This window comes from Microcoleus sp. BR0-C5 (assembly GCF_036705045.1).
GTDB lineage: Bacteria > Cyanobacteriota > Cyanobacteriia > Cyanobacteriales > Microcoleaceae > Microcoleus.
The window spans coordinates 1-24,682 of record NZ_JAUBTR010000072.1 but is presented as its reverse complement, the minus strand read 5'-3'; the positions used below and the strand labels follow the sequence as shown (position 1 = coordinate 24,682).

The 24,682-nt window shown below is 45.6% G+C and carries 19 protein-coding genes and 3 tRNA genes; 9 read left to right on the top strand and 13 right to left on the bottom strand.

Going from position 1 to position 24,682, the window contains the following annotated elements:
• Nucleotides 1-223: 223 nt before the first annotated feature.
• Entirely contained in the window at nucleotides 224-1,279 is a 1,056-nt protein-coding gene (locus tag QUB08_RS25700; protein WP_333228295.1) for a hypothetical protein, read from the bottom strand.
• Between the two features lie 207 nt (nucleotides 1,280-1,486).
• On the opposite strand from QUB08_RS25700, the gene QUB08_RS25695 reads away from it, so the two are divergent.
• Nucleotides 1,487-2,335: a hypothetical protein gene (locus QUB08_RS25695; RefSeq protein ID WP_333228293.1), complete on the top strand. Its 849-nt coding sequence runs from the start codon at nucleotides 1,487-1,489 to the stop codon at nucleotides 2,333-2,335.
• A 134-nt stretch (nucleotides 2,336-2,469) separates the two neighbouring features.
• On the opposite strand, the gene QUB08_RS25690 is transcribed toward QUB08_RS25695, so the two are convergent.
• The 3 genes from QUB08_RS25690 to QUB08_RS25680 all read right to left on the bottom strand — a co-directional run bounded on the left by QUB08_RS25690 (nucleotide 2,470) and on the right by QUB08_RS25680 (nucleotide 4,573).
• Complete coding sequence (locus QUB08_RS25690) at nucleotides 2,470-2,838, bottom strand: type II toxin-antitoxin system HicB family antitoxin (protein WP_333228291.1); 369 nt, start codon at nucleotides 2,836-2,838, stop codon at nucleotides 2,470-2,472.
• On the bottom strand, nucleotides 2,810-3,079 hold the full coding sequence (locus QUB08_RS25685) for a type II toxin-antitoxin system HicA family toxin (RefSeq protein ID WP_333108421.1): 270 nt from the start codon (nucleotides 3,077-3,079) through the stop codon (nucleotides 2,810-2,812). The genes QUB08_RS25690 and QUB08_RS25685 overlap by 29 nt, the downstream gene beginning before the upstream one ends.
• Before the next feature lie 84 nt (nucleotides 3,080-3,163).
• Complete coding sequence (locus QUB08_RS25680; RefSeq protein ID WP_199292772.1) at nucleotides 3,164-4,573, bottom strand: ferredoxin:protochlorophyllide reductase (ATP-dependent) subunit N; 1,410 nt, start codon at nucleotides 4,571-4,573, stop codon at nucleotides 3,164-3,166.
• Between the two features lie 109 nt (nucleotides 4,574-4,682).
• Here QUB08_RS25680 and QUB08_RS25675 point away from each other — a divergent pair, with 109 nt between their 5' ends.
• Nucleotides 4,683-4,973: a hypothetical protein gene (locus tag QUB08_RS25675; protein WP_333228289.1), complete on the top strand. Its 291-nt coding sequence runs from the start codon at nucleotides 4,683-4,685 to the stop codon at nucleotides 4,971-4,973.
• Nucleotides 4,974-5,058: 85 nt separating this feature from the next.
• Here QUB08_RS25675 and QUB08_RS25670 read toward each other — a convergent pair whose 3' ends face one another.
• The 3 genes from QUB08_RS25670 to QUB08_RS25660 form a co-directional block, all read right to left on the bottom strand.
• The gene (locus QUB08_RS25670; RefSeq protein WP_333228287.1) at nucleotides 5,059-6,507 is read right to left on the bottom strand and encodes a DUF5331 domain-containing protein; all 1,449 of its coding nucleotides are present in this window, start codon (nucleotides 6,505-6,507) and stop codon (nucleotides 5,059-5,061) included.
• A gap of 34 nt (nucleotides 6,508-6,541) precedes the next feature.
• Nucleotides 6,542-7,408, bottom strand: coding sequence for a ferredoxin:protochlorophyllide reductase (ATP-dependent) iron-sulfur ATP-binding protein (gene bchL / locus QUB08_RS25665; protein WP_006634709.1), 867 nt, complete (start codon nucleotides 7,406-7,408; stop codon nucleotides 6,542-6,544).
• Nucleotides 7,409-8,355: 947 nt separating this feature from the next.
• The gene (locus tag QUB08_RS25660) at nucleotides 8,356-10,518 is read right to left on the bottom strand and encodes a CBS domain-containing protein (protein ID WP_333228285.1); all 2,163 of its coding nucleotides are present in this window, start codon (nucleotides 10,516-10,518) and stop codon (nucleotides 8,356-8,358) included.
• Nucleotides 10,519-10,699: 181 nt separating this feature from the next.
• On the opposite strand from QUB08_RS25660, the gene QUB08_RS25655 reads away from it, so the two are divergent.
• Nucleotides 10,700-13,222, top strand: a complete 2,523-nt coding sequence (locus QUB08_RS25655; protein WP_333228283.1) for a PhoD-like phosphatase — start codon at nucleotides 10,700-10,702, stop codon at nucleotides 13,220-13,222.
• Nucleotides 13,223-13,529: 307 nt separating this feature from the next.
• Nucleotides 13,530-13,766, top strand: coding sequence for a hypothetical protein (locus QUB08_RS25650; RefSeq protein WP_333228281.1), 237 nt, complete (start codon nucleotides 13,530-13,532; stop codon nucleotides 13,764-13,766).
• A 55-nt stretch (nucleotides 13,767-13,821) separates the two neighbouring features.
• Here QUB08_RS25650 and QUB08_RS25645 read toward each other — a convergent pair.
• The 5 genes from QUB08_RS25645 to QUB08_RS25625 all read right to left on the bottom strand — a co-directional run bounded on the left by QUB08_RS25645 (nucleotide 13,822) and on the right by QUB08_RS25625 (nucleotide 17,401).
• Nucleotides 13,822-13,893 (bottom strand) — tRNA-Thr (locus QUB08_RS25645).
• A gap of 73 nt (nucleotides 13,894-13,966) precedes the next feature.
• A tRNA-Tyr gene (locus tag QUB08_RS25640) sits at nucleotides 13,967-14,048 on the bottom strand.
• 360 nt (nucleotides 14,049-14,408) lie between these two features.
• On the bottom strand, nucleotides 14,409-16,226 hold the full coding sequence (locus tag QUB08_RS25635; protein ID WP_333228279.1) for an ABC transporter ATP-binding protein: 1,818 nt from the start codon (nucleotides 16,224-16,226) through the stop codon (nucleotides 14,409-14,411).
• Between the two features lie 457 nt (nucleotides 16,227-16,683).
• Nucleotides 16,684-16,935: a hypothetical protein gene (locus QUB08_RS25630; RefSeq protein WP_333228277.1), complete on the bottom strand. Its 252-nt coding sequence runs from the start codon at nucleotides 16,933-16,935 to the stop codon at nucleotides 16,684-16,686.
• A 325-nt stretch (nucleotides 16,936-17,260) separates the two neighbouring features.
• A complete protein-coding gene (locus tag QUB08_RS25625) occupies nucleotides 17,261-17,401 on the bottom strand; it encodes a hypothetical protein (protein ID WP_172188980.1) in 141 nt (46 codons plus the stop codon).
• A gap of 218 nt (nucleotides 17,402-17,619) precedes the next feature.
• Between QUB08_RS25625 and QUB08_RS25620 the strand changes: the two genes are divergently transcribed.
• The 4 genes from QUB08_RS25620 (at nucleotide 17,620) to QUB08_RS25605 (ending at nucleotide 21,087) form a co-directional block, all read left to right on the top strand.
• Nucleotides 17,620-17,691 (top strand) — tRNA-Gly (locus QUB08_RS25620).
• Nucleotides 17,692-17,939: 248 nt separating this feature from the next.
• Complete coding sequence (locus tag QUB08_RS25615) at nucleotides 17,940-18,344, top strand: hypothetical protein (protein WP_333228275.1); 405 nt, start codon at nucleotides 17,940-17,942, stop codon at nucleotides 18,342-18,344.
• A 4-nt stretch (nucleotides 18,345-18,348) separates the two neighbouring features.
• Entirely contained in the window at nucleotides 18,349-19,614 is a 1,266-nt protein-coding gene (locus QUB08_RS25610) for a glutamate-5-semialdehyde dehydrogenase (RefSeq protein ID WP_333228273.1), read from the top strand.
• A 321-nt stretch (nucleotides 19,615-19,935) separates the two neighbouring features.
• Nucleotides 19,936-21,087, top strand: a complete 1,152-nt coding sequence (locus tag QUB08_RS25605; protein WP_333228271.1) for a fatty acid desaturase — start codon at nucleotides 19,936-19,938, stop codon at nucleotides 21,085-21,087.
• Nucleotides 21,088-21,523: 436 nt separating this feature from the next.
• On the opposite strand, the gene QUB08_RS25600 is transcribed toward QUB08_RS25605, so the two are convergent.
• Nucleotides 21,524-23,227, bottom strand: a complete 1,704-nt coding sequence (locus QUB08_RS25600) for a lipoxygenase family protein (protein WP_333228269.1) — start codon at nucleotides 23,225-23,227, stop codon at nucleotides 21,524-21,526.
• 422 nt (nucleotides 23,228-23,649) lie between these two features.
• Here QUB08_RS25600 and QUB08_RS25595 point away from each other — a divergent pair, with 422 nt between their 5' ends.
• Complete coding sequence (locus tag QUB08_RS25595; RefSeq protein WP_333228267.1) at nucleotides 23,650-24,492, top strand: transposase; 843 nt, start codon at nucleotides 23,650-23,652, stop codon at nucleotides 24,490-24,492.
• The last annotated feature ends 190 nt before the right edge of the window (nucleotides 24,493-24,682 follow it).

Here is a 24,682-nt window from a genome sequence, read left to right as displayed (position 1 = left end):
TTTTAATCTGAGTTAAACAGCTTGCCCTTTCTTCCATTTTATGATATTTTTATAGGCGCTAAAATCTTGCAACTATTCTAGTTGTTCCTCTATCTTATCTTTTTTTTACGGTGCTGATTAACGGTATAAATTATTTTTTTCGGAATCTAAAAAAGTCACCCTACTTGGCTTATGGCAATGACGAACTATTTAATTCATACCTTTATTAAGCAACGCTCAATGATTAAAGTGACTTGAGAAGACCGCTTTCTAACTGATAAATAGCTGCCATAATCCCGCTTTCAGGATTTGTGAGCAGGGACTTTTTGACATCTTTCAAGTATTCTACAATGTGTGCCCGCAAAATCGGTCTTTCTACTTTGACTGTGTGATTATAATCCCACAAATCCCAGATGATAATCCCGATGCCGACAATCGGGTCGATTAAACTTACTCCCAACTGACTAGCCACTGTACCGCCTGTTTTTGTAGCTACCTTGGCAGCGGCTTTGCTGGCAACTTTTGCGGTAACTTTACTACCAACTTTAGCTGCTACTCCCAAAATTAAGGGTTTAGCAACTAAGTAGCCGCTGCCACCAACTAATACTTTTAATGATAAATTCGAGACGTTTCCTTTGTCGCTAATTGTGGTGGCAATATCGTTCAGATATTTGTCCCACTGTACTTGCGGTATATTATAATTGTTTTGAACTACTTTCACATTCTTGCTAACTTCTGATATGTACAAATTAGCAGTATCTTGAGTGATTAATTGAAATCGCAATTGAGCATTTTTGGGCACCAGCACGCGGTTAGCAAATTCTCTTTGAAAATCTTCAGTTAATTTTTCGGAAACAGCACGAGATGCTGCTGTCATATCAAATCTGTTGAGTACGGCAGATTTCACGAAGTTAAAAGGTACGGTAAACTCCATCTTTTTTTGAGTGAAGTAATCGAAGTACCAATCGAGGAAACTATTGTCAACTCGTGCAATTACTTCTGCTTCCCATTTGTCCAATTCTTTGGAGGCGAAAGTTTCGGCTGTTATATGGGATTGTTGGATGGCGTTTTTAACGTCTTGGTTTACTTTGCTAAAATCGTGCGGCGGCGAGACTACAACTGCTGTGGTTCCGGTATTTGTTAGTGACTGGGAAATTAGAAAATTACCTAATAGGGGAATGATGACTACTAAAATTACGATCGTCCAAATCATCGGTGTCACAGTTTTGATAAACTGACCGATAACTCTGAGACGTTCTGTTTTCTCTGAATAGCTAATTTCTTCCTTGTCTTGACTCATGGCGGTTTCTCAACTGATGAGAGTTGGGCTAGTTTCGATTATAGGCGATCGTACCTGCGATCGTGTTACGGGCGTGTGGCCTGAGATTCTGGAAAGGTTGGGGAAAAGTCCGCGCGAAGCTACCCCAAAGGGAATCGCCAATTTTTAATTCTTGACTGCATAGAAATTAAAGTGGTACTATTTTTCAATATATCTCAAGCTGTTAATATGACCTTAGATCCTTTGCTCCGCAAGCTAGCAGCCATAAATCAAGCTTTATCTGCCATTTCAGCAGAAACCTGCACGGCGGCGGGATGCAATCAAGCAGTTTCAAAACCCGGTCACAAATTATGCTACGAACATTGGAAAGCTAACAACGCTCAACCCGTGTCAGCGCCCAAACCTAAACCCCAACAATCCTCTTCCGCCTCACTTCTGTCCGCTACCAGCATCAGCGAGAAACTAGAAATATCAAAGCACAAAGTCAATCCGATTTTAGCGGAGTTAGGATTGGTAAACAAAGAGCGCAACGGCTGGGTAGCCACTAAGCGGGGAATAGGTTTTGGGGCGGTGCAAAAAACCTACCCTCAAGATAACACTCCTTATGTGCTTTGGCCAGAATCTATACTGATAAATCAAGTTTTTCTAGCAACTATTGAGAGTCTTAAAGGTGACAATTCAGAACAGAGCAAAACTGAAGTAAACACAAAGCTAGGGTTCCGCGAGAAGTTTCGGGCGAGTGCACAGCATCGAACAACCGACGGTCATTTTGTGCGCTCTAAAGCTGAAGTTTTGATTGATAATTGGCTCTATATGGCGGAGCTAGTTCACGCCTATGAACGCCGACTACCCATAGAGGAAGAAGCTTACTGTGACTTTTATATTCCTGGGGGGAAAGTGTATATTGAATACTGGGGATATGAGAACAACCCGGAGTATGTGGCGCGTAAGGAAGTGAAGCAAGAACTATATCAAAAGTACGAACTCAACCTGATTGAGTTAACAGATGAACACATCAAGAATTTGGATGATTATTTGCCTAGAATGTTATTAAAATTTGGCGTAATTGTAAATTGATTGAAAAGTACGATCGCACTCTTCATCCGCGTTAATCTGCGTTAATCTGCCTGTATCAGCGGTTCATAAAAAAATAAAAGAGCGATCGCCCTGGAAGCGTGCCTCAAACTCGATCGTCCTTATCTGATTATCTTTTAGCCTGCTTTACTTAACACAACCAGAATGTACTGGTCAAGACTAACTCCTTCCCTTTCCGCTTTTTCTGCTAAACTAAAATGTAGAGATTTAGGAATCTGTAAAGATAGACTTCCGCTATACTCAACCTCCGTTGCAGGTAAAGGAATCTCATGTCCGCACTCATAAGCAGTCTCTATCCACAATTCCCTAGCTTCCTCAATGTTCTCCATTGCTTCTGACACAGTTTCTCCTACAGACATACAACCTGGAAGGTCTTTGATGAGGACTGTATAGCCTCCTTCTGGATCTGGGTAAAAACTTATAGCATATCTCAGGCTCAAGTAATATTCTAAAGATTTATTCTTCACTTCTATCTTCTGATTCATTGCTCCATTCCTCCAGTTTCAATAGCGCCACAATTTGCTTTACATATATTCCTTTTACCTTTTGACCGCCTTTTTTAGGAACTGTAATATTTAATCCATCAGCATTGACAAAAGTATGGTGACTTCCTTTCGATCGCTTTTCTTCAAATCCAAAAGCTGTTAGAATATAGCACACATCGTCAAAGCGCACTTCTGGTGGATTTGCTAAAAATTGTTCTACCAGTTTTCCTAACTTGCCCATGAAGTTTTACAGATGCTTGTACTATTCTAATAAAAAAGGGCGGGCATTGCCCACCCTCGCTAGGAGTCAGGTGAAATTCAAAAATTAAACCTTCGCTTCATTCTTCACCAAATTACCCCAACCCAAATCCTTCAGCGAATTATTCCGGCGCAGCGGACGAGTCACCAACTCCAAAATATCCCGCGCATTACCAAAGCCGTGAATCTGAGCAAAAGTAAACTCAACAGACCACTTAGTATTAATCCCCCGCGCTTCCAAAGGATTAGCGTGAGCCATACCAGTAATCACCAAATCAATATTCTGCTCGTAAATCCGCTGCAACTGATTGTAATTGTCTGGTTTCTCCACAATCCGAGGAGTAGGAACTCCCATCTCGTGACAAGTCTTTTCTAACAAAGCCAATTCGGCCGCCTGATAGCGCTTGTCCATGTAAGGAATGCCGATTTCCGGGCAAGTCATGCCGCAGCGAATCAAGAAACGTGCTAAAGAAATCTCCAGCAAATTGTCTCCCATAAAGAAGACAGATTTGCCGCGAATTATTTGCAGGTAATCTTCCAAACCAGCCCAAATTTGCGCTTCCCGTTCGTCCAAACCTTTTGGTTCAATTCCCAACACTGAGCAAATCTTCTCAATCCAAGCGCGAGTTCCGTCAGGGCCGATCGGGAATGGCGCACCAATTAGCTTGCACTTGCGGCGGCGCATCAACGTAGAAGCAGTGCGCGACAAGAACGGATTCATGCCCGATACATAATAGCCTTCTTCCAATACTGGCAATTCAGTGTAGCGCTTGGAAGGAAGCCAACCGGAAACTTTAATTCCTTGCTTCTTCAATTCTAAGGTTAGCTGAGTGACAACCGGATCGGGCAAAGAACCGAAAAGTACCAGCGGTGTGTGCTTGACATATTCCGATTCATCTGCTGCAACTTCCTCTTTTTTCTTACCGAAATTCAGCAGTTGAGAGATAGCATTGCGTTCTTGTTTCTGAGATTCCATCACCGGCGCTTTCTCAGGGCACTTAGCAGCCATCGCTGCTAAAACGGTATCTTCCCCTTGGGTAAAGGCGTAATCCAAGCCGTTAGCGCGGGCTGTGACAATGGGAATGCCAATTTCGGCTTCGAGTTTGGGCGCCAAGCCTTCCAAGTCCATTTTGATGATTTCGGTGGTGCAAGTGCCGATCCAGACAATTACACTGGGGTTACGATCGCGCTTAATTTGCAAGCACAGTCGCTTTAACTCATCATAATCGTTTAACTGAGCGGAAATATCCCCCTCTTCCAACTCAGCCATCGCATAGCGAGGCTCAGCAAAAATCATCACGCCCATTGCGTTTTGCAAGAAATAGCCGCAAGTCTTAGTACCGATGACCAAGAAAAAGCTATCTTCAATTTTTTGATAAAGCCAAGCTACGCAGCTAATCGGACAAAAGGTGTGATAATTTCCTGTTTCGCATTCAAAGTTTAAAGCTTCCGGTTCATTAGTAGTAATAGCAGTCATATTTCAAATGTTCTCCCTTTAAATTGTTTTTCGTCTCGAACAGGACTTGCGGCGGAGCGAGGAAACACCTGGATTTTGCGATCGCATCTCTTGCTGCAGACAAGCATAAGTGGTTTTTCAGGTTGTTTTTCCTCTCGAACGCGAACAGGCGCATTGGCGAGGAAACACCTGTGAAAGTGCGATCGCGCTGAAGCAGCGAACAATAATAGAAATACCTGGTTTTGGCGTAATTTCTCAGAAAAATAGATGCAGCAAACTCAATATTTCCGCAGCAGCCGCAGCATCCAAAATTCTGGCTAAAAAATTCTGCGCGAGGGCATACAATCCCTCACAGCAGGGATTTAGTTTACTTCAAATCGCTAAGGAAAAAAGCCTTTTGGCAGTTGTGAGTTGGAGCTAATTAAAAATTAACAACTCGCAACTCACAACTCACAAATAGAGCGGAAAACTTCAAGACTAGAAGAGCGCGGGCGATCGCAACAACCTCACTTAAAATCAGATAAAAAGCCGGAAATTTCTTCATCTTCATCGTCGGAATCCAAATCACCGAGATCTAGAGCATCTAAATCATCTTCATCTGGATCTCCGGTAGTTGCTTCCCCCAGATCGTCGAGTCCGAGATCGTCGAGGTCATCGTCATCAGATACAGAGAAATCGTCAATACCGTCATCGTCCAAGTCGCCCAGATCCATGTCTAGGTCATCTGAGGTCGCTGTCCCAAAAGGATCGGGTATTTCTTCGGCGACAAACTCTGCATCTTCTTCCCCAAACGGATCGGAAATCCCCGATTCGAGATCTCCAGAGGTCAAAGTCCCAAATTGTGAGGCTTCATCTTCCTCGTCATCGCCGAGGTCGAGACCGCCCAAAGCCAAGGCTTCATCTTCCTCGTCATCGCCGAGGTCGAGACCGCCCAAAGCCAAGGCTTCATCTTCCTCGTCATCATCGCCGAGGTCGAGACCGCCCAAAGCCAAGGCTTCATCTTCCTCATCGTCACCCATATCAAAGTCAGATACGGCGTCTTCCTCATCGTCGCCCATATCAAAGTCAGATACGGCGTCTTCCTCATCGTCTTCGAGACCGAGACCGTCCAAAGCCGAGGCTTCTTCCTCGTCATCGCCCATGTCGAAGTCGGAGACCGCTTCTTCCTCGTCATCCTCCATGTCGAAGTCGGAGACCGCTTCTTCCTCGTCATCGCCCATGTCGAAGTCGGAGACCGCTTCTTCCTCGTCATCGCCCATGTCGAAGTCGGAGACCGCTTCTTCCTCAAACTCATCGAAGGATTCCTCCTCGGAGCTCATTGCTGACGCTGCTGCTGCCAGACCGGCGACTCCGGCGACTCCGGCGACTACTCCGGCTGCTGCTAAGGCTGCACCGCCCAATTTCTTAGATTTGGCTGCGGGTGCAGCAGTGGCAGTTTGAGCGGCTGCGGGTGCAGCAGTGGCAGTTTGAGCGGCTGCGGGTGCAGCAGTGGCAGTTTGAGCGACTGCGGGTGCAGTAGTGGCAGTTTGAGCGGCTGCGGGTGCAGTAGTGGCAGTTTGAGCGGCTGCGGGTGCAGTAGTGGCAGTTTGAGCGGCTGCGGGTGCAGCAGTGGCAGTTTGAGCGGCTGCGGGTGTTGGAGATGTGCCGATCGTCTGCGGCGCGATATTTGAGGGCATACCCAGCGCGATGTCCGGGTCAAAATTTAGCCCCAACACTTCGATCAGGCTGTCTGCATCCGGCTTGAGTTTTGAGAAGGGCAGCATTAATTGCTGGAGTTCCGGCTCCAGGGCAGCCGCAATTCCCAGGATGAGGTAAGAAACAGGCCTTTTCCCGCCGTCGGGTGTGGCGACCGTGTTCTCAGCCGTCATGTGCAGGAGCAGCCAAGCCCGATTTACCTGGTAGTAGTCCAACCACTTCTGTTTGAGAGCAACTGAAAAAGTATCAAAAAAAGCCATAACCTCTTTATCCTCATCCTGATCGCTAGACCTATTAAACCATCATCAGGTCTAGCTCATCTTCCTCCTTCTTGACCACCGGTTGCACTGGATTTAGATAAAAATCTGAAAGTAAGGCAAATAATTCGCGATCGGGCGTGTCGTTGGGCACTACTCCTTCGGGCATTGCCAAAATCTGGTCAGCGATGTTGAGGTAGTAATCGCAGACATAGTTGAGGGAAGGATCGCTTTCGGCCATCTCAAACAATGTTTTGCCTTTGACGCGAGAAACTCGGATGTCTTCAATCAGGGGCAGCACTTCCAGTACCGGCATGGGTACAGAGTCAATGTACTTGTCGATCAAGTCGCGCTTTGAGGTGCGGTTGCCAATTAAACCAGCGAGCCGCAACGGGTGAGTGCGGGCTTTTTCGCGGACTGAGGCGGCGATGCGGTTGGCTGCAAATAAAGCGTCGAACCCGTTGTCGGTAACAATCATGCAGTAATCGGCGTAGTTCAATGGGGCTGCAAAACCGCCGCACACTACGTCACCGAGTACGTCGAACAGGATGATGTCGTATTCGTCGAAGGCATTGAGTTCTTTGAGCAGTTTGACGGTTTCACCGACTACATAGCCACCGCAGCCAGCTCCTGCAGGAGGGCCCCCTGCTTCTACGCAGTCAACGCCGCCGTAGCCTTTGTATATGACATCTTCGGGCCAAACGTCTTCGTAGTGATAGTCCTTTTGCTGAAGGGTGTCAATAATTGTGGGGATCAAGAAGCCAGTGAGGGTAAATGTGCTGTCGTGCTTTGGATCGCAACCGATTTGCAAAACTTTCTTGCCGCGCTTGGCTAGGGCAACGGAGATGTTGCAGCTTGTTGTCGATTTACCAATTCCACCTTTTCCGTAAACTGCTAGTTTCACTCTTGGTTCTCCTATAGGTTTCTATCAAAACGATGAGGGCTGGGTTTTGATGCTTTTTTTCGATCGCCCAATTGCCATAGCCCAATTGCCATAGCCCAATTGCAATTCCCTTACTGTCAGTCGATTTGAGATTTCAGATTTGAGATTAAAGAATGGACTCCACAGATGAATCTGGGGCTTCTCTCTAACTAAAATTTTCGATCTCGACGACTTTTGTTTGGGGCTTGTATCCGTCTTTGGGTTAGACCCATTTTGGACTCTGCCCTTAGTCACCTCGTTGAAAGCATTATTAGCTAACTTGCGATGAAAAGAAAGGGGGCGTCTAAATGAAAATGCTAGTAAATTTGTTTATTTTGCATCTTTGGGAATCTTAACTGGTTTTTTGATATAAAAATCTATTTTTAGATTATTTTTAGATTTTAAATTGATTTTAGAATACTTTCTTAATATAAAGAGGTACAAAAATAAAACAAAAATTAACTTCTCAAACAATCTGGGCTTTTGGCTTTGGGGCTAGAATGCAGGCAGTTGATGGCTTGTGCGGGTAACTGGAACGGTCATAAAGGCGCTAGTGGATGAGGCAAACTCGAAGTGAGTTCGGATCAGTGGGGTCAGGGGAGGGCAAATTTATGGGATTTGAGATTTGAGATTTGAGATTTGAGATTGGGAAAGATTGACTTTGCTGGGGTTTCTGGTGTTTTGTAAAAAATTGTGAATTTTTAGGAAATGGTGGGGAGTGGGAGAGTGGGGGAGGGGGAGAGGAGGAGGGGGGAGAGTTGGAGAGTTGGAGATTGGGAGAATATTATTTTTTCCCAATGACTACTGATACCAGTTAAAAAAAAGAATGCAACTGTAGGCCCGTGATCCAAACCACGAGCTTCCTCTGTCATTTCCAATTCTTCAATCTAAAATCTAAAATCTAAAATCTAAAATCGTATGGCTGCTAACTAATGACAACTGACGATCGGAATCTCGATCGCAAATTCAGTGCCCCGTCCAGCTTCCGAAACGCAGTCGAGTCGCCCCCCGTGCTGTTCGACAACTAAATGGTAAGAAATCGACAGTCCCAACCCCGTGCCCTTGCCGACTGGTTTGGTAGTAAAAAACGGGTCAAATAATTGGCGACGAATCTCCTCCGGTATGCCCCGCCCGTTGTCGGAAATGCGGATCGCCACAAAATCGTCCCCAACAACTTCAGTACGAATTTTAATTGTGGGAACAGTCAATGGAGAATTAGGATTTGACGCGGGTGAATTTTTCGCATTTCTCGCCGCCCATTCCCCTTGCTGGATTTCTTCATCCAAAGCATCAATAGCATTGCCGATAATATTCATGAACACCTGATTGATCTGACCGGCACAGCACTCGATGTTGGGCAAATTGCCGTATTCTTTAATAATGTGAATAGTTGGATGTGCTCCGTGGGCTTTGAGCCGATGCTGCAAAATCAACAAAGTGGTTTCAAGTCCCTCGTGAATGTCAACGAGCTGGATGTTAGATTGATCGGATCTGGAAAAATTACGCATCGACACAACTATTTGGCGGATGCGCTCGGTTCCTACTTGCATAGAAGACACTAGCTTAGATAAGTCTTCTACCAAAAAATCGACTTCCATCTCTGCGGCTGCTTCCCGAATTTCCGAGGCTGGTTCGGGATAGTGCTGCTGGTAAAGTTCCAAAAGTTGGAGCAATTCTTTGATGTAGTGGCTGGCGTGGGAAAGGTTGCCGTAGATAAAATTAACAGGATTGTTAATTTCGTGAGCGATACCGGCAATCATTTGTCCCAAAGAAGACATTTTTTCGGTTTGCACTAATTGAGTTTGAGTTTGCTGCAACTTTCGCACAGTTTGCTCTAATTGCTGCGCTTGATTTTTCAAGCAAGTTTGCTTTCGCCGCAGGACTTCTTCGACTCGCTGGCGCTTGATAATATCCCGTCTCAACAATTCATTTGATTCTAAAAGTTGAGCGGTGCGTTCTTCAACTTGTTTTTTTAAGTCGTCGTGAGCTTGGCGCAGGGCTTCTTGGGCCCGCTGCCGCTCTAAAATTTCTTGCTGCAAAAGTTCGTTGGTTTTCTGCAATTGGGTGGCTCGATCGTCCACTGCTTGTTGCAACAGCTCGATCGTCCCATACATTTCAGATTGGTTAAAAACTTGTGGCAAACTTGTCTCAGAAACAACACCCAAAAGTTCTCCCTGGCTGCCAACTACTACCAAACGGCGGACGCAGTGGCGCTGCATGGACTGGTGGACACTCCAGAGAGAATCGGCCGGAGATATGCAAAATAAAGGCGCACTCATGGCCTCTATAGCCGATATTTGGGAGAGGTTTAATTCCAGGGCGTGAAACTGCACGATGTCGCGCTCGGTGACAATGCCGATCGGAATTTGGTAATTTTGTATTGGTGTGATCGCCCGATCGGGATGCGGGATTGGCTCTTCGACAATGACGACGGAACTAACTCGATGCTTGACCATGAGCTGGGCTAAATCGAGGGCTGAGGCAGTTGTTGGGGCAGAAATGACTTCGCACGTCATGACATCTGCTGCACAGCGCAAATTGGTTAGCAAGTTAATCGGTTGCAGGGCTTCGTGAATGGCTTCGCGGGTGATGATGCCGATAAGTCGCGAGTCCTCGTCCACTACGGGCAAATGCCGGATGGAGTGCTGGCGCAACGTGAACATAGCTGTGAAAATATCTGGAGACTCGGATTTTTTGAGGGTAATGGGCGATCGAGTCATTACGTCAGCAATTGTCAGTCCGACTGTACAAGCTGCGACGGTAGTTAGCTTGACGATATCCCGTTCTGTAAAAATGCCGATGGGCCGATGATCTTCCACGACTAAGACGCAACTGCGCTTGGCTGCGCTAGCAACAGCGTTTTGTTTTTCGCCACAAAGCTGACATGAGACGCGCATCGGGTTCATGAGAGCCAACACCTGGGCGATCGGGGTTTCTGGGGCCACGGTGAGGGGGTGGCGGTCGATCGCCACATCTAAAGGTGACGAGTAGATTGGCCGGCTGTTGGGGCGTTCGGCGGGTTCTGATGCTTTAATTGTTGGTGGCTGCAGGGCTGAATCTAGGAAATGCTGTAATTGTTCTTCTTGGAGCATGATTATTAATTTTAGTTAATGAGTTGTTACAATTTTGGAGACTTGGGTTGGCAGACTTAGCATTAATTAAGCGGGTGACAGATGCTCGATCGCCTAAAATCTGATTGTTAGAACACCCTTATTTAATTTTTATTTTTTAAATTCTATGTCGTGGACTCCCTTAAGTCATCGAATTCATCACTTGCCACTGATCCTTGCGGGCCCGATTTTGCGCCGGACAGAAAGTCGGGCCGTGACAGTTTGGCTGGCTCTGAAAGCACCCCGCCAAGTCGAACTCAAGGTTTATTCGACAGAGGGCGGAACCGGCGAAATTGTCGATCGGCCCTTGCTCCAAGGTGCGAACTCTACCGTGCAGATCGGCAAATACCTGCACGTAGTCGCGGTGACTGCTAAACCAATTAACAGCAATGTCTTGACATCCGGACAAATTTATGCTTATGACATCGAGTTTACTGGGAGTCGCGAGTCGCCATCGGGGGTGGCAGTCCCAGAAAATGAGAAAGAAAATCTCATTTCTTGTCTGTGGCCGCCGTCCCCTGATTTATCGGCTTTGGGATTGGAGACGATCAGTTATTTCGCCCACCAGTTGCCCACTTTTGCCCTGCCGCCGCAGGATTTAAACTATTTGCGTATCGTTCACGGTTCTTGTCGCAAGCCGCACGGAGACGGCAGAGATGCGCTGCCAATCTTGGATAATTCGATCGAACAGTTTGCAGGAACAGCAAATAGCAGGCCCCACCAACTGTTTTTAACGGGCGACCAAATTTACGGCGACGACGTTGCCGATGCCATGCTGTGGGCATTGACTGACGCTGGCGATACACTGTTGGGCTGGGAAGAAAGTCTACCCCTGATGGATGATGCCCAAATAAAAAAGAATTTGTGTATCAGTATACCTAAAAATTCGGAAAACGAAACTGCACTTGGCCAAGAGAGGGAAATTTTTAGAGAGTTGCCAATTCAGAAACCGTCGGATGCTGAGTATCAGTCCAAAAAACCAATTGAGTTACAGCCTGGGACTCGCAGCGATATTGCCAGAGATTTTGGCGGCTTTACGGCGATGTTAGTCAATAAACCCGCCAATGCTAAAAGTCACTTGTTTAGCTTGGGCGAATATTATGCGATGTATTTGTTAGTTTGGTCGCCGGTACTCTGGTGTACGAGTTTTCCGAAGGGTAAGGATATTTGTCCAAATTCTAAGCAGGCAAAAGTCTGGGATAGAGAAGTTGTTGAACTTGACGGTTTTGCTCGCAATTTGTGGAGGGTGAGGAGGGCGCTAGCGAATATTCCTACTTATATGATTTGCGATGATCATGATGTTAGCGACGATTTTTATTTGAATCGAGAGTGGTGTTACCGGGTGCTGGGGAAGCCCCTGGGCCGGCGGGTGGTGCAGAATGCTTTGCTGGCTTACGCTGTGTTTCAGGCTTGGGGAAATACGCCCGCACAGTTCGATCGCGAAAAACCGGGAGATAAATTATTAAAGGCTGCTGAAAAATGGTCAGATTCGGCGGGAACTGATGTTTCTGCTTGGGAGGAGGCGGCTTCCTATTTGGGAATTCCCGGACTCGACCCAAAAACTCATTTGCCTAAGTTGAAATTAGATGAAGATGTTTTTATTTTGGATCGGGATTGCGAGGGTGTAAGTGAGGTTTTGAATTGGCATTTTATTGTGAGAAGTTTTAAGCACGAGGTGATTGTGCTGGATACGCGTAATTGGCGGGGGTATCCGGTGGAAAGTGCGATCGATCCACCGATGCTTTTGACTCACAAAGGTTTTGAGGAGCAAATTCAGAAACCTTTGAGGGAGACGGATTTTCTGAATAAAACAGGGGAGTTTGAGATTGAGGCGACGCTGGTAGTTGTACCAACAAATTTGGTAGGTTTGTCGATTATTGATGCGGTGCAAAAGTGGGATGTGGAACAGGGGAAGGTTTTTAATAGTGATGCCGGGGATGCTTGGAATTTTCATGAGTTAGCTTTTGTAAAGCTGTTGGTGGAATTTTTTAAACAGCGCGATCGGGTGATTGTGTTGAGCGGGGATATTCACTATGCTGCTGCTGTGCGACTGAGTTATTGGTCTGATTGTCATTTTGGCGATTCTCGATCGAACATTGAGCCTTTGACGAGGGAGAATTATCGGTCAAATTGTCAAAATTCTGTGTTGGCGCAGTTGACTGCTAGTGCTTTGATCAATGAGGAGTGGAAAACGCATTTAGTTCATACTAAGATTAAGTCGCTGTTTCCTGAGCGATCGCACGAATGTTTGGGATGGAATGAGCCGCTGGAATTAATGAAAATTCCCAGGAGTAGCAAAAAGAAAGCTCTGGCGGCTGCTGTTAGGAATAGACAATCTCTGCCTGATTGGGGGTATCGGATTGACTGGATTAAACGGCAAAGAGCTCGGGTATTTTTGCTGCTAGAAAAGGGAACTGCGTCAGATCGATCGCATAAAAATAAACAATTGTCATTCCTGCATAGGTTGTGGAATTTTATATCGCTGTTGTGGCGCAATCGCTGGCTGCAAGAGGGTGATGAGATTGTGGGATATAGCAATATTGCGATCGTCAGTTTTCAGTGGCCTGCTGAGAATGATGGGGAGAAAGCGGTTATGCAAAATGTTTATTGGCGGCCTCTTTGGGAGCCGGATAGTGTGGTTTACAGTCAATATTTTGTGCCACTGGGATTGGATGAGGATGATTAGATTCACGATTTCTTGAAGAAGTCGGGGATTTCGATATGGGTACAATATTGTGTTGAGTTTGTGGCCGTGTCCGCCGGGGGTTGAAACCCCCGTCTCATAGAAGACAGTCGGTTGGAACTGAGATGCTACACCATTCTCAAGAACAGGCAAGATGCCTGTTCCACAAAGAATCAGTTTTCTTGTGGGGAGTAGGGGTTGGGCAGGAGAGCCCGCCCAAAAAAGGATTATTGAGAATGGTGAAACATCTCAGTTGGAACTGAGATGTTTCACCATTTTCAACTAGCCATACTGCCAGCGACTAACAGTGATGTCAAAACTGTGCTTAGGAGCTAAACTATGGGTACGATCGATATTAATTAACAGCCCCAACACTACCAAAGATAGCAACAAAGTTTCTCCGGCAGTAGCAGAATTTCCCGATCCGGCCGACCTGCTCAATCTGTTAAAAGCCAGACGCAAAAAGTCGAGGGCGGACTTGGCAGATATGGAAGTCGTTTTGGAGATATTAGAAAACCGTCAGCGCGAAAGTTCAGCGGAAAACTAACCTTCTTGCTGTGCGATGAACCTAAAATCCTTGACGTATATAGCAGATAATAGCAAGCCCGTGACGAGATTTGAACTCGTGACTTCCTCCTTACCAAGGAGGTACTCTACCACTGAGTTACACGGGCATAAAAAATTAAGAATCTCCAATTAAAAAATTAATTTTTAATTCTTAAATTTTAACTTTTTATTAAATTGAGGTGGGCCGAGCTAGATTTGAACTAGCGTAGGCGTAGCCAGCGGATTTACAGTCCGCCCCCATTAACCGCTCGGGCATCGACCCATTTCCATCACAGTTATATATCCTAGCACCAGAATCTTTATTTGCAACATTATATTTAAAACTTTAATCATTAACTTGAAAACACATAAGTGAGTTAGTGGCAGACGGGAAAATTGAACACTGTTTAAGGTGTGCATTGCTACGTCTAGGCTGGGTGCCAGCCCGCAGCAGGGCTGTTTCATTCTCTTGTAGGGGCAGCAAAGAGTGGCTGCCCCCATGTCCCAAACGCCTGTGAACTCGTCTGTGGGGGGGTAGGCACGGGGAGTAGGGGTAGCACTACCCCTACAAAAGCCTGATTTTCCTGAGAATGAAACAGCCCTGCCGCCCGGAGCACCCTAAGTCTAGACTAAGAGGAAATTCCTAATTCACTAATTCCCCGGTTTCTTGCAGGGAGTGCAGGCGGCGGTAAATACCTTGTTGGCTTAAGAGTTCTTCGTGGCTGCCAACTTCGACGATTCTACCGCCGTCGAGTACGACGATCGCATCGGCTTCGCGAATTGTACTCAGTCTGTGGGCAATAATGATGGTGGTGCGCGTACCGAGGATATTTCGCATGGCTATCTGGATCGATCGCTCGCTTTCATAGTCCAAACTAGAAGTAGCCTCATCAAAAATTAACACATCCGGCTCCACCAATAGCGCCCTCGCAATCCCCAACCGCTGCCGCTGACCGCCGGACAACCGCATTCCTCTCTCCCCGACCACGGTATAGTAACCTTGGGGCAACAGTCGCACAAAATCGTCTACTTTGGCAATGCGACAAGCATCCTCAACTTGCTCGAAAGTTGCGTTTCTGTTTCCGTAAGTCAAATTTTCCAGCAAAGTACCGTTAAACACGTCTACTTCTTGGTGGACAATGGCTAAACGCTGGCGGTAGCGAGTCACGTCTAAGCTGCGAATGTCTTCGCCGTCGATCAGAATGCGGCCGGAGTTGGGTTCAAAGTAGCGAAACAGAAGTTTAACTAAAGTCGATTTCCCGGAACCCGATCGCCCGACTAATGCTACAGTCTGACGGGGATAAATCAATAAATTCACATCCTGCAAAACGGGTTTTTGACTGTCGTACCCGAAGGTCAAACCGCTGAATTCAACTTTGCCGGTAAAGTTATAAGGCGACGCCGATCGAGCATTTTCTGCTAAATTAACCGCATCAACACCGTCTGGCGTTTGCATAAACTCGTGGAACCGGATCATTGAAGAATAACGCCGCGCCAATAATTCGGCGATAATGCTAATCGGGCGCAGTTGGGAATATGCCATGCTTGCCAGGGTGTAGACGGTAACAAAATATCCGAGGGAAATTTTGCCTGCAACCGTGGCTGCTAGGCTAAAACCAAGAACTGAAAACAAACACAACTGGACGATCGTCTGCTGATATGTCCCCAAGGTGACGTATCCTTTGTGAATGCGGTGGATCACGACTTTTAATTCGCGATCGAGTCTCGTGGTTTGCCTTTTGAGTTCATCGCTTTCTGTGGCAAAAGCTTTGACTGTTTTGATGTTGGTGATAATTTCCGAGTTGCGGCTTTCGGTATCTTCGATGTATTCATCCAGACTTTCTTCCCGCGCAGTCACCTTTTGCAGGCCTTTGAGGGTGAAACTGAGGATAAATAGGAATGAAACTAAAATTAATAAGCCAATCCGCCACTCAATTAACCAGATAACGGCAAAAATGCCGATTAAGCGGACGACTTCGGGGATGAATTCGCCGGCAATTTCTGGATATGTCCAAGTATGGTTGGCGATGCCTTTGGCGATGCGGCTGGCAATCCGTCCGGCGTTGTTTTCGTCGTAGAATTCTAGGGGTAAGGTGAGGATTTTGCCGATCGCACTTCTCATTTGATCGCGCCTTGCCCTCAATGGTATCGCCCAGTGGAACCAATTTCCCACCCAAGGCTGTACTGGTGCTTTGGCGACTGTTACCAGAAAAATTATGCCCAGCAAGACCGATAGCGATAATATTTTGTTGGGTGAGTGCTGGGTAAAAGAGGCGATCGCTGTTATGAGTTTTTGCGTTACTGTATCTGTGGGTTGACCCGACAATACGTTTAATATTTGACCGATCGCGTAAGGAACAAGCAAATCGGCTAGTGCCAAAACACTGGATGCGCCTATGCTGTAAACTGATATTTTCCAGTAGCGATTGTAGTATTTGAAGATGTCCTGAAAGCTTGCCATAATTCTTTTTGCGATACAACCCTTATAAACACTTGAGTCTGATAACTGCGCGCTCCTGACGCCCTGCTTACAAGTGTACTACAAAAGTAGTCGATCGGGGAACTCTCTGGGGATAAGTTGAAGCAGATCAGCCGGCTTTTGAAGGCGATCGAGGTTTTTGCGCGAACGCAACCCTCGCTGATGAGGAATAGACCTCTCCAGAAAAGCAAGTCTTTAAGAGGCAGGATGCCTGTTCCACAATAATTATTGGAGAGGTCTAATTATATTAAGTAACCCTACAAAATTAATTACATGAAGACTCCTTGCTAGGTAAGGGTTTCAGTAGAAATATTGTGTAATTAATTCGGAACTACTACTTATTTATTGTGACTCGGGCATCGTAAGGAAGCAGATCGATCGCGCGCAACGATATTTCAGATCGTGTCTGATCGACCATAATATTTTCGTCGGGGCGCGTTTACTTACTTGTGGGCAACAATTGATTTAGCGCACCACACAAATATTTTTTCACGGTGTCCCTGCTTGCACCCACCCCACTCGGAATGGTAAAGATCATCTCGACATTTAATAGATTGCCATCCTGTGAGGCAAATACATCGATCGGCAAAGCACGCTGAAATGCTGTTGCGGGATTTTCCGCTTTCATGACACCCAGGTTCACATCGGTGCTGACAGTCTTGATACCCTCGCGGGCTAAAATGGGTCGCAATTGTGAAAAGGCTCTTTCTATTGATAACCCCTCAACCTGAACGCGCGCAGAAAAGGCTGCACCATTGAAAAAGTCCCCTTTTTTTTGAAAGCTTTCCTCGCAGGTTGTGGCAAAAGCGGGGGTGGCTAAACAAAGAAGAGCTATGGTCAAGACAAGGGAGCGCATATAGCTGAGTTACGAGAATGCAAGAGTCATCAAAATCAAGATAAGCATCCTACGACTGTTTGGCAAGTGCTGTCTGAGGGCAAAAAATGCAAAAGACAGAATTTTTCTTAAATTCTGCCTTCTGAGCAAGGCCTTATAAGTTTTACGTTTGAGCAGTCTGTTAGCTGAAGGTGTAGGCTGATTGCAGCGCCCACCAGATCAAGAAGCCGATTCCGCCGGCAATGACAATCGCCGAAATGGCGATCGCTATAGGACTGTCAGCTCCCTTGAACTTCATGATTCCGCGATTTAAATCTGACATGACAGTGTTCTCCCACAATTCCAGCTTGATTGTAGCTTTGCCGTCGGCGGATGGCGGTCAATTTTCACGCCAATTACTGATTTGGTTAATGATCTGGCTGCTGAAATTTCAGGTGGGGATAGGCTTTGGGGGTTTTTACTGGGTTTCTGAAAAAAACTTACTAAAAAGACTTGACAAATTTCGAGAATTGAGACAATATTGTTAATACCGCAGGAAATGCGGGTGTAGCTCAGTGGTAGAGCGTCACCTTGCCAAGGTGAATGTCGCGCGTTCGAATCGCGTCACCCGCTTTAGAAGATAAAAAAATCAAGGAAACCGGAAAGTAGATGCAGAAAGTTTTCGGTATACTCCTAATGATGGTTGAAAATACCTAAGTTAGTGGTAAGATTGAATCCAGAACTTGCAAGTCAAAATTGCCGATCGGGCGATATCTCGGAACAGGCAGTTGAAAGCCTCGGTAGGGCGGAATTTACAAGTTTGATTAAGTGGATATGTTAACGATTATTTTTGCAAAAACGCTTTTTTTATCCGATCGCTAGTGCCATCTCAAAAAGCTCCAAAGATTGACTTAAACGATGAGTACCCCTGTCCTTGCCGACGCCGGGGTAGTCTAGTTCCCATAACGTTGACAGAAGCCTTTGGCTGCAACCGCTGTCAACAAATATTTGTATTGGACGAAAGTGGATACGTGATTGAGCAACTATCAACGAACTATCCTTACAAGCAGGCTTGGCGGTGGACGGGCAACCAGTGGAACAGAGCGCATCCGGGTTTGAAGGCCCATTACTTGCCACTGGCTTTGGGTATGATATTAGTGCCGCTAGTGATTTGGTTGCCCTTGGCGCTACACTCGCCGGGCCCGAATATTATTCTGTGGGCAATGGTCGCCGTGCTGCTAGCAATGCTGCCGGCGCTGATGGTATGGCTGGCTTATAGGCGTTAGCTAGATGATAATAGAGGATTTTACCCATTCATCAGATGCCGCAAATGTCGCGCGTCGCGCTTATCAAGCTTCTTTGGAGTTGGCTACGACAAAGAGTGCCGATCGCGCTGCAGCTTTGCAGGCGATGGCGGGCTCGCTGAAACGCCGGCAAAATGATATTTTAGAAGCAAATACTCTGGATCTAGAAGCGAGTCGGGACATGGCGATTCCCGAGTTGATTGTGGAGTGGTTGAAGCTGACGCCGGAACGGATCAAGACAACTGTGCAAATTCTGCAACGGTTGGGGGAAATGCCAGATCCGATCGGTAGGGTGATCAATGCTTCTTATCAGGTCGATCGCTGTCAGGTTTACTGTCAGTCGCTGCCACTGGGGGCGATCGCTCTAATTTACGAGGCGTTTCCAGAGTTGGGGGCGATCGCCGCGGGTTTGTCTCTCAAAAGCGCTAACAGTTTGATTCTTAAAGGCGGCAGCGAAAGCTGGCAAACTAATGCTGTAATTGGGGAAGCTTTGGTGTCGGCGATCGATGAGGTAGGTTTGCCATCGGGATGTTTGCAGATACTGCCGCCGGATCGGGGCGCTTCGATCCGAGAATTGGTCACTCAAGACCAATATCTCAATTTAATTATTCCCTACGGTAGACCAAGTTTGGTGCAGCAGGTAGTTAGGCTGTGTACAGCACCAGTTTTGAGGTCGGCAATGGGAAATTGTTACCTTTATTGGTCGCCGACTGGTAGTTTGGAGATGGCAAGGTGGATGATTTTGGACAGCCATCAAAGCGTGCCCGATCCTGTTAATGCGATCGAGAAAGTGCTGATCGATCGCAACCAAAAGCCTTCTTCCCTAGTCAGGCTGTGGAACAGTTTAAAAGAAAAAGGCTTTCAAATTAGCGGCGATGCGGATCTTGTTGCAGATTTCCCAGAGTTGAAGCTGGCGGAACCATACGAGTGGACTCAACCGTATTTAAACAAAACCATAGCGTTTAAAGTTGTCGATAGTTTAGAGATTGCGATCGGCTGGATCAACCGCTACAGCAGTGGTCACGCTGACTGCATTGCCACTGAATCTTACTTAGAAAGTCGCCAATTTGCTCTGGATGTTAACAGCGCCTCAACTTTTATTAATGCCTCACCTCGGTTTTGGCGCTATCAAAATCGGGGAGATGCGATATTTTTGGGAATGTCCAACCAAAAAGGTTATCGCCGGGGATTGATCGGGTTAGATACGCTGACGACAATTAAAGAAATTGTTCAGGGAAACGGGCTTTTTTAATCTTATAAGTTATTTAGAATTGGTTATTGGGATTAAACCAAAGTCAACAGTGGGAGACTATTATCGATGCGTAAGCCTTTAATAGTTGTTCCAAAAATATTTTTATAGGATACAATAATATCTGGGTAGAAGAATCAGGCAGCCTTGATCTAAAGCAATTTGATCGCAAGCTCCAGGATAGCCGCAGTGGAGACCGATAAAATCTCCGCATCCTAACAATAAGCCGCCGGATTTATGTGTGGGTTCAATCTAAAATCGGGTACGGGATCTAATTAAATTTAGAAACTTATTAACTCACATGAAAATACTCTTAGCGATCACATGAAATCCGAAAAATCACTCAATACTGTAGACAAGACTGCAACGCCGACTTTAGGCAAAGAAACGCTAATTCCACACTCAGTATACGCTAAGAAATTGCGCCCACTCCTGCCATCAGAAGCCTTTAAACCAGATTCTAGCAAGTTGGTTATACTGTTCATTAATATGGCCATTTTGCTACTGGGTTGGGGGATTGCCGATTGTCTAGATCAGTGGCCCATCTATCTTCTATGGCTTTATTTACCTTTATCTTTAATTATGGGTAATAGTATCGTAACTATGGGATTTTTCGCCCATGATTTCATGCACGGTAGCGTCAATAAAAAGTCTCGTATGACTTATCATATAATTAGTTTTCTAGGGTTTGCAATGATGTTTATGCCTTCTACTCAGTGGAAATATGTTCATAACATTGTACATCACAGTCAAACAAATTATCTAGAAGATCCGGATCGCAATTACCTTTACCACCAGCCGAATAGTTGGGGGAAATGGATTCATAATTTCTTTGCGCCAGCGATTGATAATCCATCTTGGTTATTAATAGTAGGACTTCCAGCATCGTGGTTATTTCATCAATTTTGCCACCTCTCGTCGAGCCTATTGTTTAATAATAAAATTGTGGATTATGTGCCCGCTGCATTCACAGTCAGTCAGAAAGATAGATTAAAAATTGCTCTTGAGTTGTTTGCGGTTTTATGCCTGCATTTTAGCATTTTATTCTATTTAGAGTTTCATGCGCTAAAAATCCTTCTTGGGTACTTGCTACCCTTAGCAATCGGTCATACAGTTGCAATGTTTTATATCTACACAAATCACCTGATTTGTCGGATGACGAGTGTTAATGACCCGCTGATTAATAGTCTTTCAATACGGGTTCCCAAAATAGTTGATTTGTTGCATTTCAAATTTTCATATCACACGGAGCATCATATTTTCCCTAGTCTTAACTCAGACTATTACCCTTTGGTTCAAGAGTTGATCCAAATTCACTATCCTGGGCGGATGAATTTACTGGATGCTGGTGAAGCTTGGCAATTGTTAATGAAAACTCCTCGGCATTACAAAGATGAAGTCACCTTAACTGATTATTTAGGGGAAACTTCGGTAAATTGCCCTCTTGAGAATTCTGCTGTAACACCTTTGCCATAGCTAAATACACCCGTTACGCTCACAAGTGTCCCCCAGACTACAACTAGAAACCGACGCTAACGAGCAATTTCACCTGACGGGATAACCACCCCGTCAGGCTTAGAATTCTACATCCAAAATATTCCCACGGGTTGATTCAGAAAGATAATTCTATTTATTTGTATTATTAGTAATCGCGATATTATGGTGCAAGAGTTGTTGAAAATTCACTATCCTGATCGCATGAATTTAATCGATGCTGGCGACGCTTGACGCTTGCTGCTGGAAACACCCCGGAATTATCAAGATGAAGTTACCTTCACTGATTCCTCTGGAACAATGTCTGTAAATTGCTCGCTCGCTGAAGACTACAAAAGCTGAGAATGGGCAAAGGAATTTTATTTTGGGGAGTAGGGTTGGGCGTCTCGCCCAACCCCTACTCCCCAAAAATACACTCCTACATACTGATGCTATTGAGTACCAACGAAGGCTTGAGAGCAAAGTAAGGGATTACTCGTTTTTGATTGTTAGCATCAATTTTTTGTTCTGCCATATTCAAATTTTGCTGGAACTGTCTGGCTAAAAGTTGGATCGGGGTTCCCGCAAAAACTTCGTCGAAGCTCATCCGGTAGAGTTCTCGGAAAGATTTATCGTAAAAACCTAAACGGTCATATCGATAAGCTGACAAAATAAAGAGAATTTGCAGTTGATTGGCCGCTCGTTTGTACGGAGGAAGCAACCGTAAAATGTCCTTTTCCGTAATTACTTCTAGATTACCCGAAGCGGTAATCCTAGGAATGTCCCGGTAGGCGGCCAAAGGCATATTAGCTGCAAAACTCATGTATTCATACTGGGGAAAATTGACTGCTGAATGCTGTGGGCCACAGGTAAAAATTACAGTTGTGACAATTGCAATTAATTGTTCAACTGTGTCGATGTGGTCTGGCATTCCTTTGACTTTACCGCCGTTATCAGACGCTAATTCTTGAGCCCAGGTTTGCAGTTCCACATCTTGTACGATCGCCTCTTTCGTCGGGTAAAAGTGTTTGAGATAGCCGGAGACAAAGGTTTCGATCGCATTCCACAGCAGCAATCCATCATCTCGGTAAGGATAGTGAGGCAGTTGATTTGGATCGTCCATGCCCCGATTTTTCAGTTCGGTTGGGAAGGCAAATTGATCCAGACTCCAGTTACTGCAAGCCTCTCTAGCTATTTCCATTGTCTCTGGCAAGCTACCGCTTAGCAAGTCATCGACTGGCCCGCCCGGAGCGATCAAATAAGAACGCGCCAGCTCGTTGTTAGTCAACATAAACCGAAAGTGCGGTTTCAGCAGCAGGCTAAGGGGGTGATTATTAGCCAACTGTCGGGCGGTGACGATCGCGATTGGTTCCATCACCAAATGAGTTCGACCTAAATGCGAACTCATTTCGTGGTGATTGGCATCTGCTACTTGCACGCAGAGTTTCGCAAACAGCCAATCCACAGGAGGATCGAACGGGGTGTAAAGATGGCTATTTGGGGTCGGATCTAGTTGAATGGCGATCGGCACCAGTTCACCGCGATCGCGGATTCCCGTCCACCGCCAAGCGAAAAAAGCTCGCGGTTTTGGCAAGAATTTTCTGCCTTTTTCATAGCTGCCGCCTCCAATTTTTGAAGGCGCGCGATAGTGTTGGTCGCTACCCGTATAATCGGCAATGTAAATATTTTTTTGTTGCAACTCTTGGCCCAGATCGAATAAGGGGTGAAAGCTGGAAATTTGTGCCAGTGTTTGCGCCCGAGGATCGCCGGCATCTAACAAACGAATCACCATCGGATTTGCTCCAGACAGGCGCTGTTCTGCAAAAGAGCGATCGGTTTGGTAGATTTTGGCAACAGCAGGTAGCGGCAGCAGAGTAAAGAAATCTTCATAGTCTTGGAGGTCGTCGAGAGGATCGAGAAAACTTCTCGAATCGGCCGCCAGCATATTTCCGGGAAGTTCCGATGTTGCTAGTATCCGCTCTCCAATATACTTGCTCGAAAAGTTCTCGACTGGTGGCAGATCTTTCAATAATGCCAAAGGTGATAAACTCTCATGGTCAAACTGATAAGCTTGTTGCTGACGATTCAAGGAATCTTTGCGCTGTTCTTGGTTCGGGTCGTCTTGAGGAAGAGAAGGTTTCATTTTGTCTACCATTGTATAAATCAACTCTCTTTTTGTAGTAAAAAATCGAATATCATCACTACCGATAGAGGAGGGAATTTAAAAAGTATTGTGCAGGCTCACGCTTGATATAGGTCTTATTCACCGAGCAATAATCTTATTCCGGATTTTTTTAAAGTCAGAAAAATTCCTCAAAATAAGGCAACACTTCTCGATCGCCCTAAATCTAGAGCATCGGTTCAGTATGCGGCCTTGACAAAACAGACGGGAAATGATATGTAAATTGAGAAGCCTGTTAAATTCTCACAATCAGGAAGAAGGAAGAAACCTTATGCGCCCTCACTTATGGCATCCTCCAATTGAACTCTCAGAAAGAGAATCGTTGATTATCAAACGCATTAAACGAGCCAAGCTCTTCACGTTTCTAAGGGCTCAACCGTTCATTGATATTTAATGATGAGTTTCAAGAAGAACTTGCTACAATCTTTAAAGATAGCACCGTGGGTCATAGCCCAGTTCCTCCTGCAAAAATTGCCTTGGCAATTATTCTGCAAGCCTACTTAGGCATTTCTGATGATGAAGTAATTGAAGAAATGCTGATGGATCAACGTTGGCAGTTAGTTCTCGATTGTCTCAAGTGTGAAAGTCCGCCTTTGGGCAAAGCCACTTTGGTGAGATTCAGAAAGGGCTTAATTAAAAAAGAACTGGACCAACGTTTAATTGACCGCACCGTAGAGATTGCCAAACAAAAAGGTGGGTTTGGCTCATCTCAACTCAAAGCGGCTTTAAATTCGTCGCCGTTATGGGGAGGCGGCAAAGTTGAAGATACATATAATCTATTGGGTCATGATGAGCGTAAAGCAGTGAGTGTGATAGCTGCTGGACAGGGGCGGGAGCCAGCAGAAATTGCCCTGGAAGCCGGTGCACCAATTCTCAATAGTTCCAGTTTAAAAACGGCTTTAGACTTAAACTGGGATGACCCTTCCGAGCGTCAAAACGCACTCTCAATCATTCTAAATAGCTTAAATTATGTTGCAGAATGGATGCAAAGCCAGTCCGATTGCAATAACTTTGAACTGGCCCAAGAGACTCTGGATGTTGCCCGAGTGATTGAATCTCAAAATGTAACTTTCGACTCTCAAGGCGTTCCGAGTTTAAGTAAAGGGGTAGCCGCATATCGTCGCATTTCTATTGAGGACCCAGATATGCGGCATGGACGGAAAAGCCGCTCTAAAAAAATAGATGGTAGGACTTACGCATTGACAGAAAACGAACTATGTGTATGACTGTTGACTTTCTCGGACAAGTGTGAAACAATAAAGTCACGGGCTATTTTTAAGTAAAGATTTCTTTGGATTTCATACCAATTTTCTATTAAGTCTTCAGCTCGCATTAGTTCGGGAGCATCCCGATTTTGCAAGTATACAAAAGTATGATAAAATGCGCTGCTTTTGGGAAAAGCCAACACTTAGCTTC